The organism is Bacteroidales bacterium (assembly GCA_013314715.1).
Lineage (GTDB): Bacteria > Bacteroidota > Bacteroidia > Bacteroidales > GWA2-32-17 > Ch61.
In genome coordinates this window covers 1-15,547 of the sequence record JABUFC010000037.1, presented here as the reverse complement: position 1 = coordinate 15,547, position 15,547 = coordinate 1, and the positions used below count along the sequence as shown (strand labels likewise).

Genomic DNA, 15,547 nt, shown 5'->3' with positions numbered 1-15,547 from the left:
ACATATGATAACTACACATATTCAAATTGCAGCATACCTTTTTGCATCCATATTATTCATATTAAGTCTTTCAGGTTTATCAACCCAAGAATCTGCAAAAAGAGGAGTCATCTATGGCATTGTTGGAATGGTAATAGCCGTTCTTGCAACACTTATGGGCGAAAATATTCATGGCTACATTTATATTATTATAGCCATGATCATTGCTTCTATCATCGGAGTAATAGTAGCACTAAGAGTAGAAATGACAGCAATGCCACAACTAATTGCGTTACTACATAGTTTTGTTGGTTTAGCCGCTGTTTTAGTTGGCTACGGAACGTTTATTAACCCACAAACAATGCTCATGCAAGGTGCCGAAAAATCGATTCATTTAGTTGAAATTTATGTTGGCATTTTTATTGGTGCCATCACCTTTACAGGCTCTATCATTGCATGGGGAAAACTCACCGAAAATATTACCAGCAAACCATTTGTATATAAAGGCAAAGATTTAGTAAATGTTATATTGCTACTCGCATCTATTGTATTAGGTGTATTATTCCTTCTTCAAACCGAAACATACGGCATGACCTATTTAATCATAATGACCATAATTGCAGCATTTTTTGGTGTCATGATGGTTATGGCAATTGGCGGTGCCGATATGCCCGTTGTAATCTCTATGCTTAATTCACTTTCGGGCTGGACAGCCTCAGCTTCCGGATTTATGCTTGGCAACGACTTACTAATTGTAACAGGAGCCTTAGTTGGTAGTTCAGGGGCAATTCTTTCTATTATCATGTGCAATGCCATGAATCGTTCTTTCTTTTCAGTAATTTCTGGAGGCTTTGGACAAGAAATAAAAAAAGGTAAAAAAATAGAAGGTACTGTAAAATCAATAACACACGAAGAAGCTGCAGAAATCCTTAACGAAGCCCAATCTATAATGATAGTGCCAGGTTATGGTATGGCGGTCGCTAAAGCACAATACCCTATTCACGATTTAGTAGAAAAATTAAGAAAAAAAGGTAAAACCGTACGTTTCGGCATCCACCCTGTAGCCGGTAGATTACCCGGTCATATGAATGTTCTTTTGGCTGAAGCAAATGTACCATACGATATTGTACTTGAAATGGATGAAGTTAACCCCGATATGCCCGATACAGATGTCGTTTTAGTTATTGGAGCTAACGATACCGTAAATCCCGGTGCACAAGAAGATCCTTCTAGCCCTATTTATGGCATGCCAGTAATTGAAGTATGGAAAGCCAAAAGAGTAATCGTAATGAAAAGGTCTATGGCTGTAGGCTATGCTGGAGTTGAAAATCCATTGTTTTATAAAGAAAATACCGATATGCTATATGGCGACGCCAAAGAAAGCGTCGAAAAAATCAATGCTAAAATTGATTAATATCATTTTTTTATTTGCTTTAACTATATTTCATAAATCATATTACATATATACATATATATATATTTGCAAAAACATAATATTATGCGAATTCAACGTATAGAAAACAGCAATATTATTGCTGATAACCAACAAATAGTTGATTTAAAACTTTTAGATCCAATAATTGAAAAATATAAAAACAAAAAAGGTAATACTATACCCATTTTACAATCGACTCAACAGATTTTTGGCTATATTCCTTCAATAGCGTTTGAATATATAAGCCAAAAAACTGGTTTAAAAGTAAGCGAAATGTACGGAGTAGCAACTTTTTATGCACAATTTAGACTAAAACCCGTTGGCAAACATATAATAAAGGTATGTCATGGTACAGCATGCCATGTTCAAGGAGCCAATGCATTAAGCGATTCCATTCTTGAAGCATTACAAATAAAAGATGGTGAAACAACTCCCGATGGTTTTTATACAGTCGAATCAGTAGCATGCTTAGGATGTTGTTCATTAGCACCTGTAATGATGATTGACGAAGATACTTACGGAAAACTTACAGGCAAATCGGCCGTTAATATTATTAAGGAAATAAAATTAAAAGCTTCAAATTAAGCACATATATATGGAAAATATTAAAGTCCTTGTTGGATTAGCAAGCTGTGGAATTGCAGCGGGTGCTAATAAAGTTTTCGATAAATTTAATGAAATAAAAGAAAAAGAAAACCTTCTATTCGAACTTACAAAAACCGGTTGTATTGGCATGTGCTACCGAGAGCCCTTAGTAGAAATTATTGACGAATCAGGTTCATATCTATATGGCGAAATTGACGAAAACAAAACTATTGAAATTATCGAAAAACACATAAAATTAGGAGAACCCGTTAAAGAATACGTTGTTAAAACGGAACTTTTTCAAAATGAAGATGATACCTTTTGGCAAGGCCAAGTAAAAATAGCTTTACGAAATTGCGGCATAATAAATCCAGAAATTATTGATGAATACGAAAAACGTGGAGGTTATCAAGCTATAAAAAAACTTTTAAATAATCATACTTCACCTGAGCAAGTTATTCAAACAATTATTGAAAGTGGTATTCGAGGACGTGGCGGTGGAGGATTTCCCACTGGTATAAAATGGAAATTTGCAGCATCGAGTAAATCAGACGAAAAATTCATTATTTGTAATGCCGACGAAGGCGACCCCGGTGCATTTATGGACAGAAGCGTTCTTGAAGGAGACCCTCATAGTGTTCTCGAAGGAATGACAATAGCTGCTTATGCCATTGGAGCAACCGAAGGCGTTATATATTGTCGTGCAGAATACCCACTTGCTATAAAACGGTTGAATATAGCGCTAGATCAAGCTCGTCAAAAAGGTTATTTAGGAAAAAATATTCACGGCAAAGAAGGATGGAATTTTGATATTCATGTAAAAGAAGGAGCCGGTGCTTTTGTTTGTGGCGAAGAAACAGCCCTAATGGCATCGGTCGAAGGACGAAGAGGCATGCCTCGCAAACGTCCACCATTCCCCGCTGTTTCGGGATTATGGAAAAAACCGACTAATATTAACAATGTTGAAACTTTTGCCAATATACCCTATATTATTTTAAATGGTGCAGAATCATTTAATAAATATGGAACAGAAAAATCTAAAGGGACCAAAGTTTTTGCTTTAACTGGAAAAATTAAAAGAGGTGGCTTAGTAGAAGTTCCTATGGGAATTTCTATTAATGATATCATTTATAAATTAGGAGGAGGAATTCAAAATAATAAAAAGTTTAAAGCTGTTCAACTAGGAGGTCCTTCAGGTGGTTGTATTCCCGATTATTTAGCCGACACACCCGTAGATTATGAATCGATTACAGCCACCGGTGCTATCATGGGATCTGGCGGTATGGTAGTTATGGACGAATCAACCTGTATGGTTGATATGGCTCGTTTCTTTCTCGATTTTACCCAAAAAGAATCGTGTGGAAAATGTACCTTTTGCAGAATCGGCACAAAACGAATGCTCGAAATATTAACACGTATTACAGAAGGAGAAGGTAAGGAAGGCGATATTGAACTATTAGAACAACTAGCATATCAAATTAAAGACAGTTCATTGTGTGGATTAGGACAAACTGCACCCAATCCAGTATTAACAACAATTAAGTATTTTCGTCACGAATACGAAGCTCATATACGAGATAAAAAATGCCCTGCACATAGCTGCAAAAAACTTATTACCTATACGATTATCGAAGATAAATGTACAGGATGCACCATCTGTGCTAAAAATTGTCCAGTCAATGCAATATCGGGCGAAAGAAAACAAGTGCATTTTATCAATCAAGATGCATGTATCAAATGCGGTGTTTGCTTTAGCAAATGTAAATTTGAAGCTATTAAATTATCGTAAAGAAGAATTATTATGATCGAAGTAAATGTAATATTAAATGGCAAACCGGTAGTTGGTAAAGCCGGAGAATCTGTTTTAGAATTAGCCCAACGTCATGGAATAGAAATACCAACACTATGTCATGACCCTCGTTTAGAACCCTATTCGTCTTGCTTTGTTTGTGTAGTTGAAATAGAAGGTATGAGAGGACTTCAACCTTCCTGTTCAACAAAAATATCAGAAGGGATGAAAATCACGACCGATAATGACAAAATACACAAAGCTCGTAAATCAGCATTAGATTTGCTGGTTTCAAATCACTATGCCGACTGCGTAGCACCATGCAAACAGACTTGCCCAGCAGGAGTCGATGTTCAAGGATATATCTCATTAATTGAGAAAGGATTATATAGCGAAGCCGTGGCTCTTATTAAACAAGTAAACCCCTTACCTGCCATTTGTGGTCGCGTGTGTGTTCGCCCATGCGAAGCCGCTTGCCAACGCAATCTTCTCGAAGAAAATGCAGGAGTTGGCATCGATTATTTAAAACGTTTTGCAAGCGATATGGATTTAAATTCTCCCTATCGATATGTTGCAAAAGCCAAACCCGCCACAGGAAAAAAAGTCGCAATAATCGGTGCTGGGCCGGGCGGATTATCGGCAGCTTGGTTTTTACAACTCGAAGGACATTACTGCGATATTTTTGAAGCAAGTCCCAAAGCCGGGGGATGGCTACGATATGGTATCCCTGAATATCGCTTACCCAATGAAATTATCGATAAAGAAGTAAACGCCATTTTAGAGTTAGGATTAAGCCAAATATACTATAATAAAAAACTCGGTGATAATTTAAGCTATAAAGAATTACAAGAAAAATACGATGCCGTTATTCTAACAATCGGTTCACAAGGAAGTACACCCGTTGGTTGCGAAGGCGACGACGCCGAAAATGTATTCGGTGGTGTAGAATTTCTTCGAAACATGGAAATTACGGGTCAACGCTATAATTTCAAAGAAAAAACGGTAGCTGTCATCGGAGGTGGTAATACTGCAATGGACTGCTGCAGAACTTCAATTCGTTGTCATGCCGATAAAGTATATGTACTATACAGAAGAACCGAAAAAGAAATGCCCGCTAACCCCATTGAAATCCACGAATCGAAGCTCGAAGGTGTAGAATACATGTTTTTAACTGCCCCCAAAAAAATAAATAAAGACGAACAAGGAAAAGTAAAATCTATTACTTGCCTAAAAATGGAGTTAGGCGAACCCGATGCCTCCGGTCGTCGTCGTCCTGTACCAATTGAAGGAAGCGATTTTGAACTACCAGTCGATTATATCCTCGCTGCTATTGGACAAAAAACATTAGCCCCTTTTATAGATGACATAAATCAAAATGCTAAAACAGGCAAATTAGCACTCAACAAATATGGCAACATTGATGTTAATCCTATCACACTTCAAACAGGCATTCCAAATATTTTTTCTGCTGGCGATGCAGTTAAAGGACCTGCTACCGCCATTGAAGCAATTGCTCAAGCACGAAGAGCCGCACTAAGCTGCCACCAATATTTAACCAATCAAGAAATAAAAGCCGAAGAATACGAATTTATTAGCCGTAAAGACAATTTTAAAAAACAAACCCCTGCAGATTACAAAGGCAAATACGTTAGCCAAAACAGACACGAAATGCCAACATTACCAGCTAACGAACGTATCAATTTTAAAGAAGTTGAACTAGGTTATGAAAACGAAGAAGTAGCAAAAGCAGAAGCTTCAAGATGTTTAGAATGTGGTTGTGTTGAATATTATACCTGCGATTTAAAAAAACATGCTACACAATATCATGCCACTCAAGAAAACTATAAGGGAGGATTCAAACAGTATAATATACGATTCGATCATCCATTTATCGAAATTGACAATAATAAATGTATTTTATGCGCTCGATGTGTTAGAATATGCAACGAAGTAGTTGGCGCAAATGCGTTAGGATTAGTAAATCGTGGATTCGATACCTACATTGCCCCTAGCTTAGGTTTATCTTTAACAGAAACTGATTGCGAATCGTGTGGTTTATGTATATCTGCCTGCCCTACAGCTGCCATAAGTGAGAATGTAATATTTAAACCCGGTCCGGTAAAAACAGAAGCCATTAAAAGCATATGCAATTATTGCTCGGTAGGATGCGAACTAGAATACCATACTAAAAAAGATTTTGTATGGAAAGTTACAGGATCAAATGGCTTAGTTAATTCCGATTCAAATATTTGTAGCTATGCTAAATTTGGTTATAACTATATCAACGATAAAAAAAGAATTACCAAACCTCTATACAAAGAAAACGGAGTTTGGAACGAAATTTCGTTTGAACAAGCTTTTCAAATTATTACAGACAATTTAAAACAACAAAATGGATCTAAAACTGCATTTTTTACGGGTGCTCGACTCACAAACGAAGAGTTATTACTCATAAAAAAAATTGCAACTAACACTCATTCAAACATTGGTTCATTTCACTATCTCGGAAGAGGAAATGGATATGCCGAAAATAGCATCGCCAACCTACCATTTGACGAAATAAAAAAAGCCGAACATATTTACATTTTAGGCACCGAAATAAATTACGAACACCCCGTGGTAGGTTATATGATTTTTAACCACAAACATAAAAACGAAATACCTGTCGACCTAATCACCACCCTACAAAACAATAAATTATCTAAAAAAATTGACCACCAAATTATTGTTCAATCTTATTATTATTTTATAAAAGCAGTCAATTACTATTTATTAAGCAATAATTTGCAAAATCAATTATTTATTAATCAAAATACAAGTTACTTTGTAGAATATAAAAAACAATTATTATCAGAAAATTACGACAACCTCATTTTAAAAAGTGGAGTAAACAAATCTATCATTGAACTCTTTGCCAAAGAATATAACGAAACCCATCACGCTATTATTGTTTATTCCGAAAAACACATTTCCTCCAATACCTCGCTCGAATTACGAAATTTAGCTTTAATAACTGGCAAAATGGGTAAAACAGCCATGGGATTAATTGCTTTAAAAGAAAAAAACAACTCCGAAGGATTATTCAATTTAGGTATTGGAGAAGGAATTAACAATTTTAATCAAATTAATAATTTAAACGACTTATCTCTTTACAATAAACTAGAAACAAACGAAATAAATAACTTCTATATTATAGGAGAAGACCCATTAGGCACAACTACTAATAAACCCAAAGTAGAACAATGGTTTAGCCAAGCTTCATTTATAGTTGTTCAAGATTATTTCCTAACAGAAACGGGTCAACGTGCTAATTTAGTTCTTCCTGCCTCATTACCATACGAAACAGGTGGTAGCTTTACTAATACTCTTAGAATGATTCAAAAAATTGAAAAACATAAAAATCCTCCTTTTGAGTATAGCAATATCGAACAATGGATTAGAATTGGAAAAAATTTTGGAATAAGCAATCTGAATTCAATCGAAGACATACATCAGGAATTAAATCTCTTTATCGCAAATGCTCAACCATTCGAATCTTTTGTATTTAGACCTACAACTAACGATAACTTATTTACCATTTTTAACAATGGTTGCGATTGTATTAATCAACAATTTGTAGAATACTTCAATAAAAAATTAAACATTAAAAAATATGAAACAGTTCAATAGCATAGACGACATTTTAGATTTTGCAATAGAAATGGAGCAAAAATCTATAGAATTTTATAATGAATTAGCTCAAAAGTCGAAAACCGATGATATGAAAACGACCTTCTACAACTTTGTAGAAGAAGAAATAAAACACAAAGCTAAACTAATAAAAATAAAAGAAGAAAAAACTTTTACACTAGGTCAAGAAAAAATAAACGAATTAAACATTGCTGATTATTTAGAAAAAAATGAACCCCATGAAAATATGAGTTACCAAGAAGCACTCATACTTGCTATGAATAGGGAAAAAGCAGCCTTTAGACTTTACACAAAATTAGCCAACCAAACCTCAAACCCTGAATTCGTAAAATTATTTTTATCCTTAGCACAAGAAGAATCGAAACATAAATTAATGTTCGAAATAGAATACGACGAAGTTATTCTTAAAGAGAATTAAACTCTTCCATCAAAAATAATATTATATCCGTTTATCGATTATGGTAAACGGATATTTTTTTATAAATATGCCAAAAAGCATTTGCACTTTTAAAGAATAAAAGTATTTTTGGCTTTGAAAAAAATTATAGTTATTAAAAAAAATACACATATGGCAAAAGTAAAAGGAGCTATTGTAGTGGACGTTGAAAAATGCAAAGGATGCAGTGTTTGTATTCCAGCATGTCCGCAAGAAGTTATTGAATTGGCAAAAGAAGTGAATGGCAAAGGCTATCACTATGCCTACATGAAAAACCCCGATGATTGTACAGGGTGCACCAATTGTGCCATAGTTTGTCCCGATGGCGTAATTAGTGTTTATCGAGTAAAAGTTGAAAATGAATAATTAAACTAAAAAATAAAAATATGGGAGAATTAAAATTAATGAAAGGCAACGAAGCTTTTGCCGAAGCTTGCATTCGAGCAGGAGCCGATGCTTATTTTGGATATCCTATCACCCCTCAATCTGAGGTTTTAGAATATTTAATGGCACAAAAGCCTTATGAAACTACAGGCATGGTAGTATTACAAGCTGAAAGTGAAGTTTCGGCTATTAACATGTGCTATGGTGCTGGTGGTGCTGGCTTTAAAGTAGTAACCTCCTCTTCGAGCCCAGGTATTAGTCTAAAACAAGAAGGCATTTCTTATATGGCAGGGGCCGAGCTTCCACTATTAGTTTTAAATGTTGTACGCGGAGGTCCAGGATTAGGCGATATTCAACCATCACAAAGCGACTATTTTCAAGCTACTAAAGGCGGTGGTCATGGCGACTATAGATTATATGTATTAGCACCTTCATCCGTTCAAGAAATGGCCGATTTTGTACCCATTGCATTTGAAATGGCATTCAAATATCGTAATCCCGTTATGATTTTAAGCGATGGCGTTATTGGTCAAATGATGGAAAAAGTAGAACTTTTTGACCCCATACCTCGCCGTACACTCGAAGAAATCGAAAAACAATGCCCATGGGCAACTATTGGCAAAAAAGCCTATCGCGAACGTAATATCATTACTTCGCTCGACTTGGACCCTTATAAACAAGAAAAACACAACTATCACCTACGCGACAAATACGAACAAATGAAAAGAGAAGATGTTCGTTACGAAGAAATTCAAACAACTGATGCTGAATATTTACTTGTAGCTTATGGTTCTAGTGCCCGTATTTGTCAAAAAACAGTTGATTTAGCAAGAGCCGAAGGAATAAAATTAGGTCTTTTAAGAGCTATTACTTTATTCCCATTTCCTTCTGAACGATTAAAAGAACTCTCAAAACAAGTTAAGGGCATGCTAGCTGTTGAAATGAGCTTAGGACAAATGGTAGAAGATGTTAAACTTGCCGTAGAATGCAAAATACCAGTAGAACATTACGGTAGAACCGGTGGCGTAATTCATACACCAAGCGAAGTTTTAGAAGCATTAAAAAAACAAATTATTAAATAATAAGGAGGCTCAATTATGGATATTAAAGATATAATAAAACCCGAAAATCTTGTTTACAAGAAAACTCCTTTATTAACAGATAAAACCTTATCCTACTGTCCTGGATGTGGACATGGAACGGTTCACCGCCTTATTATGGAAGTAGTAGAAGAAATGGGTATTCAAGAAAAAACTGTTGGCATAGCACCCGTTGGATGTTCAGTACTGGCATACGAATTTATGAACATTGATATGCAACAAGCTGCTCACGGACGCGCTCCTTCTTTAGCTACCGCTTTAAAACGTTTAATGCCCGACCGCTTTGTATTTACATATCAAGGCGATGGCGACTTAGCCGCTATTGGAACTGCCGAAACAATTCATGCTTGTAACCGCGGCGAAAATATTGTTATCATTTTCATAAATAACGGTATATACGGTATGACAGGTGGACAAATGGCACCAACTACCCTACCCGGAATGAAAGCTTCTACTGCCCCTTATGGACGAGACACCAGCATTATGGGTAACCCATTAAAAATCACCGAACTAGTAGCTCAATTGGCGGGTACTTACTATGTTACACGTCAATCTGTACATACACCCGCTAACGTTCGTAAAGCTAAAAAAGCTATTCGCAACGCATTCGAATACTCAAAATTAAATAAAGGCACTTGCTTTGTTGAAGTTGTTTCTAACTGCAACTCTGGCTGGAAAATGCCACCCGTTCAAGCCAATAAATGGATGGAAGAAAATATGTTTCCATTTTATCCATTAGGCGACATTAAAGTTCCACAAGTTGAAAAAGTTTAATTTAAAAAATTGACAACTATGACAGAAGAAATAATTATAGCAGGCTTTGGAGGACAAGGAGTTCTCTCTATGGGCAAAATATTAGCTTATTCGGGCATTATGCAAAACAAAGAAGTTAGCTGGATGCCCTCATATGGACCCGAAATGCGTGGTGGCACTGCTAACGTTACTGTAATAATTAGCGATGAACGCATAAGCTCACCCATTGTTAATCAATACGATACAGCCATTATTTTAAACCAACAATCACTTGATAAATTTGAAAATTCTGTAAAAACAGGTGGAACACTTATATATGATCCCAATGGCATCACACGTCATCCACAACGAAAAGACATTAACATTTATAGTATCGAAGCTACGGAAGAAGCTGCCAAAATGGGAAATACTAAAATTTTTAATATGGTTGTATTAGGTGGGTATATCAAAATAAAACCTATTGTAGCACTCGATAATGTCATTAAAGGACTTGAAAAATCACTCCCTAAACGACATCATAATCTTATCCCAGAAAATAAAGCTGCTATTCTCAAAGGCATGGAAATTATTAAAAATAAATAATTTTTTTTACTAATTTTGAACCCGCTATAAATATTCATAGCGGGTTTTTTATTTTTTTTATTATGCATACAAACGAACTTATTTTTTTCTCGTCTTTTATTCTTATTATCCTTTCAATTCTATTTATTGATTTAGGCATATTTGATAAACATAGCCATAAAATTAGCTTGAAAGAATCTCTTATCTGGACTTCGATATGGATTGGCTTTGCACTGGCTTTTTATATTTTCTTACGATTCGAAGGAAATCTACTCCATGGTATTGAAAACAAAGAAACCTTAACAGCCAAAATTATAGAAAACTCACATCCTATTCAAATAAACAATCTTAACTTTGAACAAGCTGTAGAATTATATAATAAAAATCTTTCACTTGAATTTATTACAGGTTATCTTATAGAATATACCTTATCTATCGATAATATTTTTGTTATATTAATGATTTTCTTTAGCTTCAATGTAAAAGAAATTCACTACAAACGCGTTCTATTTTGGGGCATTATTGGAGCCATTATATTTAGATTTATATTTATATTTTTAAGCTCTGCGCTTATTCATAAATTTAGCTGGATGTTTTACGTTTTCGGTGCTATACTACTTTACTCTGGAATTAAAATGTTCTTTAATAGAAACAAAGAAGAAAAAGTAGATGCTCAGCACCATCCGTTAGTTAAATTAGCTTCAAAATATTTTAAAGTTTTTCCACGATTTGTAGGTGAAAATTTCTTTATCAAAAAACAAAAACGTCTTTATATTACACCATTGTTTTTAGTATTACTTATCGTCGAATTTAGCGATATTATTTTTGCTGTCGATTCTGTACCCGCTATTTTTTCTGTAACAAAAGACCCTTATATAGTATTTTTTTCAAACATATTTGCAATTCTTGGCTTACGATCGCTCTTCTTTTTAGTAGTCCATGTTCTCAATTTATTTAGATTTCTAAAAGTTGGAATATCGTTTTTACTTGTATTTATCGGTGTTAAACTTATTTTTCACGAATGGCTAAAAGAAATTGGTTTTACTACTCAACATTCGCTCTATATTGTTCTTTGTATTTTATTTGGAAGCATTTTATTGTCTATTATATTTCCTCAAAAAAAATAAAAATTAGTTTTCATGTCTTTTATTTCCTATATTTTATTTAGATTTTTTGTTGCACTTTTTTATTTCCTACCATTTTGGTTTATCTATAGAATATCTGATTTTTTTGCTTTTCTGTTATGCTTTGTTGTTCAATATAGAAAAAAAGTAATTCTAAATAATCTTAAAAAATCTTTCCCACATAAAAAAGAAAAAGAATTAAAAAAATTATTGTTCCCTATTTATAAAAATATTTCAGACATAATGGTCGAAACCATTAAAGGTTTTAGCATGTCGCCAAAACAAATAAAACACCATATCTATACTACCAATGTGGAAGTTATGCACGATTTATATAATCGTAAAAACAGCATTATTGGTGTTTTAGGACATTATGGTAATTGGGAATGGGCTGCATTATTAGCTGGGTTAGAACTAAAACAGCACACCGTAGCTTTATATAAACCCTTATCTAATCGCTTTCTAGATCATTATATTCGAAAAAATAGAGCAAAATTTGGCATCTCTTTATGTTCAATTTATTTAACATCGAAATCATTTTTTGAACACAAAGATAAAAAAACATTTTTTGCTATGGTTGCCGACCAAAGCCCTTCTAATGTAAATAAAGCTATTTGGACAAATTTTTTAAATCAACCCACCGCTTGCTTACATGGTCCAGAAAAATATGCTAAAACACTCAACATGCCAATTGTTTATGTAAATATCACACGACAAAAACGTGGTTTCTATAGTATTACTTTTACCACCATAACAGAAAATCCATTGTCGCTCAACGATGGCGAAATTACTCAAAAATATATGCAAATTCTCGAAAATGATATCATAATAAATCCTACACATTGGCTTTGGTCGCATCGCAGATGGAAACATAAACCTATTTAATAGATTTAACTTTTATCTTAAAAATTACAAAAACAAATCAATGAATTAAAAAAATAGTCCTTTTATATATTATTACATAAAAAAGGCAACCAAATGCTTGCCTTTTCGTCTTTATAAAAAACAGAACCATGAAAACGAATTTATTAATATTGGTATTTGTGCTCGTAGCATTGCTAAACTATGCACAAACAAAAGAAAAAACAAAAACAATTTGGTCTGCACGTTTAAATAATTTGCATGCCATTATCGAAAATAAAGGACAAGATGAAAACATTCAGCAAAGAAAAATATTATTTGCATATTATAAAGGTAAAGAAAAATTTTATTTTACAAATAATGGTATCATCATTCGAATAGATACAATTCAAATACCCAAAGGTTTAGTTTCTGCCTATTTTAAGTTAATTGGCGAAGAAAAAGAATTATACGAAAGAACTAAAACAAAGTCATATTATCTTTTTGCAGAATGGCAAAATGTTAATCCTGATGTTCAAATAATACCATTAGAAAAAACTGAAGGTTATTTTACTTTTAGAGAACATCAGCAACTTTGTTATGGTTATAAGAAATTAATTTATAAAAATATTTATCCCAATATTGATATTGAATATACTTTACCAACCGATAGTGCAGGTATAAAGTATAATATCATTCTTCATCCAGGAGCTGATTTATCTCAAGTAAAACTTTTGTATTCAGGAGATATTCGTGATATGTCTATGAATAATCATGGAAATATTATTGTAAGTACTCCAGCCTCATCAATTATAGAACACGCCCCAAAATCTTTCATTAACATATCTGGAAAAGAAGTAGGTTCTTCATTTATTCTCAATAACAAGTCTATTAGCTTTTTTTTAGAAGAAACTAACATAAATCAGAATATTACTATAGACCCATGGGTAGCTGGAACACAAGATTCAGGTGAAGATATGGCATACGATGTAGATTATGATTTTGATAAAAATTTGTATGCATATTCAAGAACAAATGGAGGGGGTCTTTATGTTACAAAGTACTCATCTACCGGAACAATTTTATGGACACATTTAATAACAACAGAAAGTACATATGATGGAAATTTTTTAGTAGATAGGTTATCTAGCAAAATATACATATCTGAAGGATTTAGAACTGATGGAGCCAGAGCATACAGGATCGATGCCAATACAGCAGTTGCAGACGGTTTTATGTCTCAGGCTTTAAGTAATTTTAGAGAAATGTGGGATATGGTATTTGATTGTACAAACAACAGAATTATTGGTTTGGGAGGTGGAACAAACAGCAACTTAAATGGTGGAATTATTAATACTGTTAATGGGCAAGCTCAAATTGCTAATTTCACAGGTGCAGGTGACATTTCACAAGATGTTGTAAATGGTGTTGTAGATAATCAGGGACATTTATTTGTATTATATTCAACAGGTAATACTGCAACACAAGACAGATTTTCTCTTGTAAACAATACTTTTAACGGTAATATCTGGATGACTTTTCATGGTATGTATTCATTTCAGGAATGTTCTAATCATCCACTATGGGATGCATGGTGCGGTGCTCAAAATTCCAATGCTTTTAATGCAATGGACGTTAATGATTCTTATTTATACATGTATGACGGAAAAAGCCTATGTGCATACAATAAAGCCAATGGATCTTCAATTGCTGCAACTTCTGTAGGCTTTGCTGGTGTTTGGTATGAACCTATTCAACAAGGAGGTATAGCTGTTGATGATTGTAATAATGTATACTTAGGTGGAAAAAGTGGTAATATTTTACATTATTATTTCGATGGTACATCTATTTCAGGACCAACCAATATTCCATTAAACTGGCCAGGTACTTTTGTTTGGGATATTAAATATGATAGAAATTCAAATCTACTTTATATTTCTGGTTATGAAGGTGTTGCCGTTATTTATGCTGCTGCAAGTGCTTCATGTAATAATAACTCTTTAACCGACTCAACCTTTTGCGTAGGGGCACAATTAGGGGGAGCTACCGTAACGGTTCATACAAGCCTGACAAATCCAACTATTAATTATACATGGTACGATAGCGGTGGTAATATAATTAACCAAACCAACGGTTCAACGAGCCTTACCAATACCCTAAGCAACTTAGTAAATGGAACCTATATTGTTAGAGCACAAGTAAATCCATTGTGTGGTCCTATTTTAACTGATACAATTACCATAAACTGCCCAATATGCGGAGGAACTATAACTCCATCCATGGTCAGCTGTTACGGTGGTAGCGATGGAACCGCTACTATAAACCCTAATAGCGGACAAGCTCCATTTACCTATTTATGGAGTAATAACGACAATCATCAAACCATTAACAATTTAACTGCGGGCACATATACTGTTACGCTTACCGATGCTAATTCTTGTACTTCTGTTATTTCAACTACCATTACCGAACCTGCTGCCTTACAATCAACAACAAGTATTGTTAATGTAACCTGTTTTAACGGTAATAATGGTTCAGCCACAGTTAACACCATTGGAGGAACACCACCCTATACGGTTCTATGGACTAATGGACAAACGGATTCCACAGCCACCAATTTAGCTGCCGGAAACTATACCGTTACCATTACCGATGCTCACAGTTGTACAACAACTCAATCTGTAACTATTACTCAGCCACCGCAACTCACCATAACCGCTTCGGCTTCGCCATCGTCGATATGCCCCGGTGCCAATAGCACACTCACTGCTTCAGGAGCAGTTTCGTACAATTGGGATAATGGTTTAGGTAGTGGCAACTCACTAACGGTTAGCCCATCGGCAACTACGGCTTACCATGTTACCGGAACCG

At 34.4% G+C, this 15,547-nt stretch carries 12 protein-coding genes; all 12 read left to right on the top strand.

The features are described 5' to 3' along the window. The first annotated feature begins 7 nt into the window (after positions 1-7). Positions 8-1,393, top strand: a complete 1,386-nt coding sequence (locus tag HPY79_09230; protein ID NSW45981.1) for an NAD(P)(+) transhydrogenase (Re/Si-specific) subunit beta — start codon at positions 8-10, stop codon at positions 1,391-1,393. Between the two features lie 84 nt (positions 1,394-1,477). Continuing rightward, positions 1,478-1,999: an NADH-quinone oxidoreductase subunit NuoE gene (gene nuoE, locus HPY79_09225; protein NSW45980.1), complete on the top strand. Its 522-nt coding sequence runs from the start codon at positions 1,478-1,480 to the stop codon at positions 1,997-1,999. 10 nt (positions 2,000-2,009) lie between these two features. Next, positions 2,010-3,788: an NADH-quinone oxidoreductase subunit NuoF gene (locus HPY79_09220; GenBank protein ID NSW45979.1), complete on the top strand. Its 1,779-nt coding sequence runs from the start codon at positions 2,010-2,012 to the stop codon at positions 3,786-3,788. A gap of 12 nt (positions 3,789-3,800) precedes the next feature. After that, a complete protein-coding gene (locus tag HPY79_09215) occupies positions 3,801-7,457 on the top strand; it encodes an FAD-dependent oxidoreductase (protein ID NSW45978.1) in 3,657 nt (1,218 codons plus the stop codon). Further along, complete coding sequence (locus HPY79_09210; GenBank protein ID NSW45977.1) at positions 7,441-7,896, top strand: ferritin family protein; 456 nt, start codon at positions 7,441-7,443, stop codon at positions 7,894-7,896. The genes HPY79_09215 and HPY79_09210 overlap by 17 nt, the downstream gene beginning before the upstream one ends. 150 nt (positions 7,897-8,046) lie before the next feature. Next, a complete protein-coding gene (locus tag HPY79_09205) occupies positions 8,047-8,280 on the top strand; it encodes a ferredoxin family protein (protein NSW45976.1) in 234 nt (77 codons plus the stop codon). A gap of 20 nt (positions 8,281-8,300) precedes the next feature. Then, positions 8,301-9,380: a 3-methyl-2-oxobutanoate dehydrogenase subunit VorB gene (locus HPY79_09200; protein NSW45975.1), complete on the top strand. Its 1,080-nt coding sequence runs from the start codon at positions 8,301-8,303 to the stop codon at positions 9,378-9,380. Between the two features lie 15 nt (positions 9,381-9,395). Beyond that, on the top strand, positions 9,396-10,172 hold the full coding sequence (locus HPY79_09195) for a 2-oxoglutarate oxidoreductase (GenBank protein NSW45974.1): 777 nt from the start codon (positions 9,396-9,398) through the stop codon (positions 10,170-10,172). An 18-nt stretch (positions 10,173-10,190) separates the two neighbouring features. Then, positions 10,191-10,733: a 2-oxoacid:acceptor oxidoreductase family protein gene (locus tag HPY79_09190; protein NSW45973.1), complete on the top strand. Its 543-nt coding sequence runs from the start codon at positions 10,191-10,193 to the stop codon at positions 10,731-10,733. Between the two features lie 62 nt (positions 10,734-10,795). Beyond that, on the top strand, positions 10,796-11,839 hold the full coding sequence (locus tag HPY79_09185; GenBank protein NSW45972.1) for a TerC/Alx family metal homeostasis membrane protein: 1,044 nt from the start codon (positions 10,796-10,798) through the stop codon (positions 11,837-11,839). Between the two features lie 12 nt (positions 11,840-11,851). After that, positions 11,852-12,721, top strand: a complete 870-nt coding sequence (locus HPY79_09180) for a lysophospholipid acyltransferase family protein (GenBank protein ID NSW45971.1) — start codon at positions 11,852-11,854, stop codon at positions 12,719-12,721. Between the two features lie 128 nt (positions 12,722-12,849). Then, on the top strand, positions 12,850-15,547 hold a 2,698-nt coding region (locus HPY79_09175; protein ID NSW45970.1), incomplete at its 3' end, for a SprB repeat-containing protein.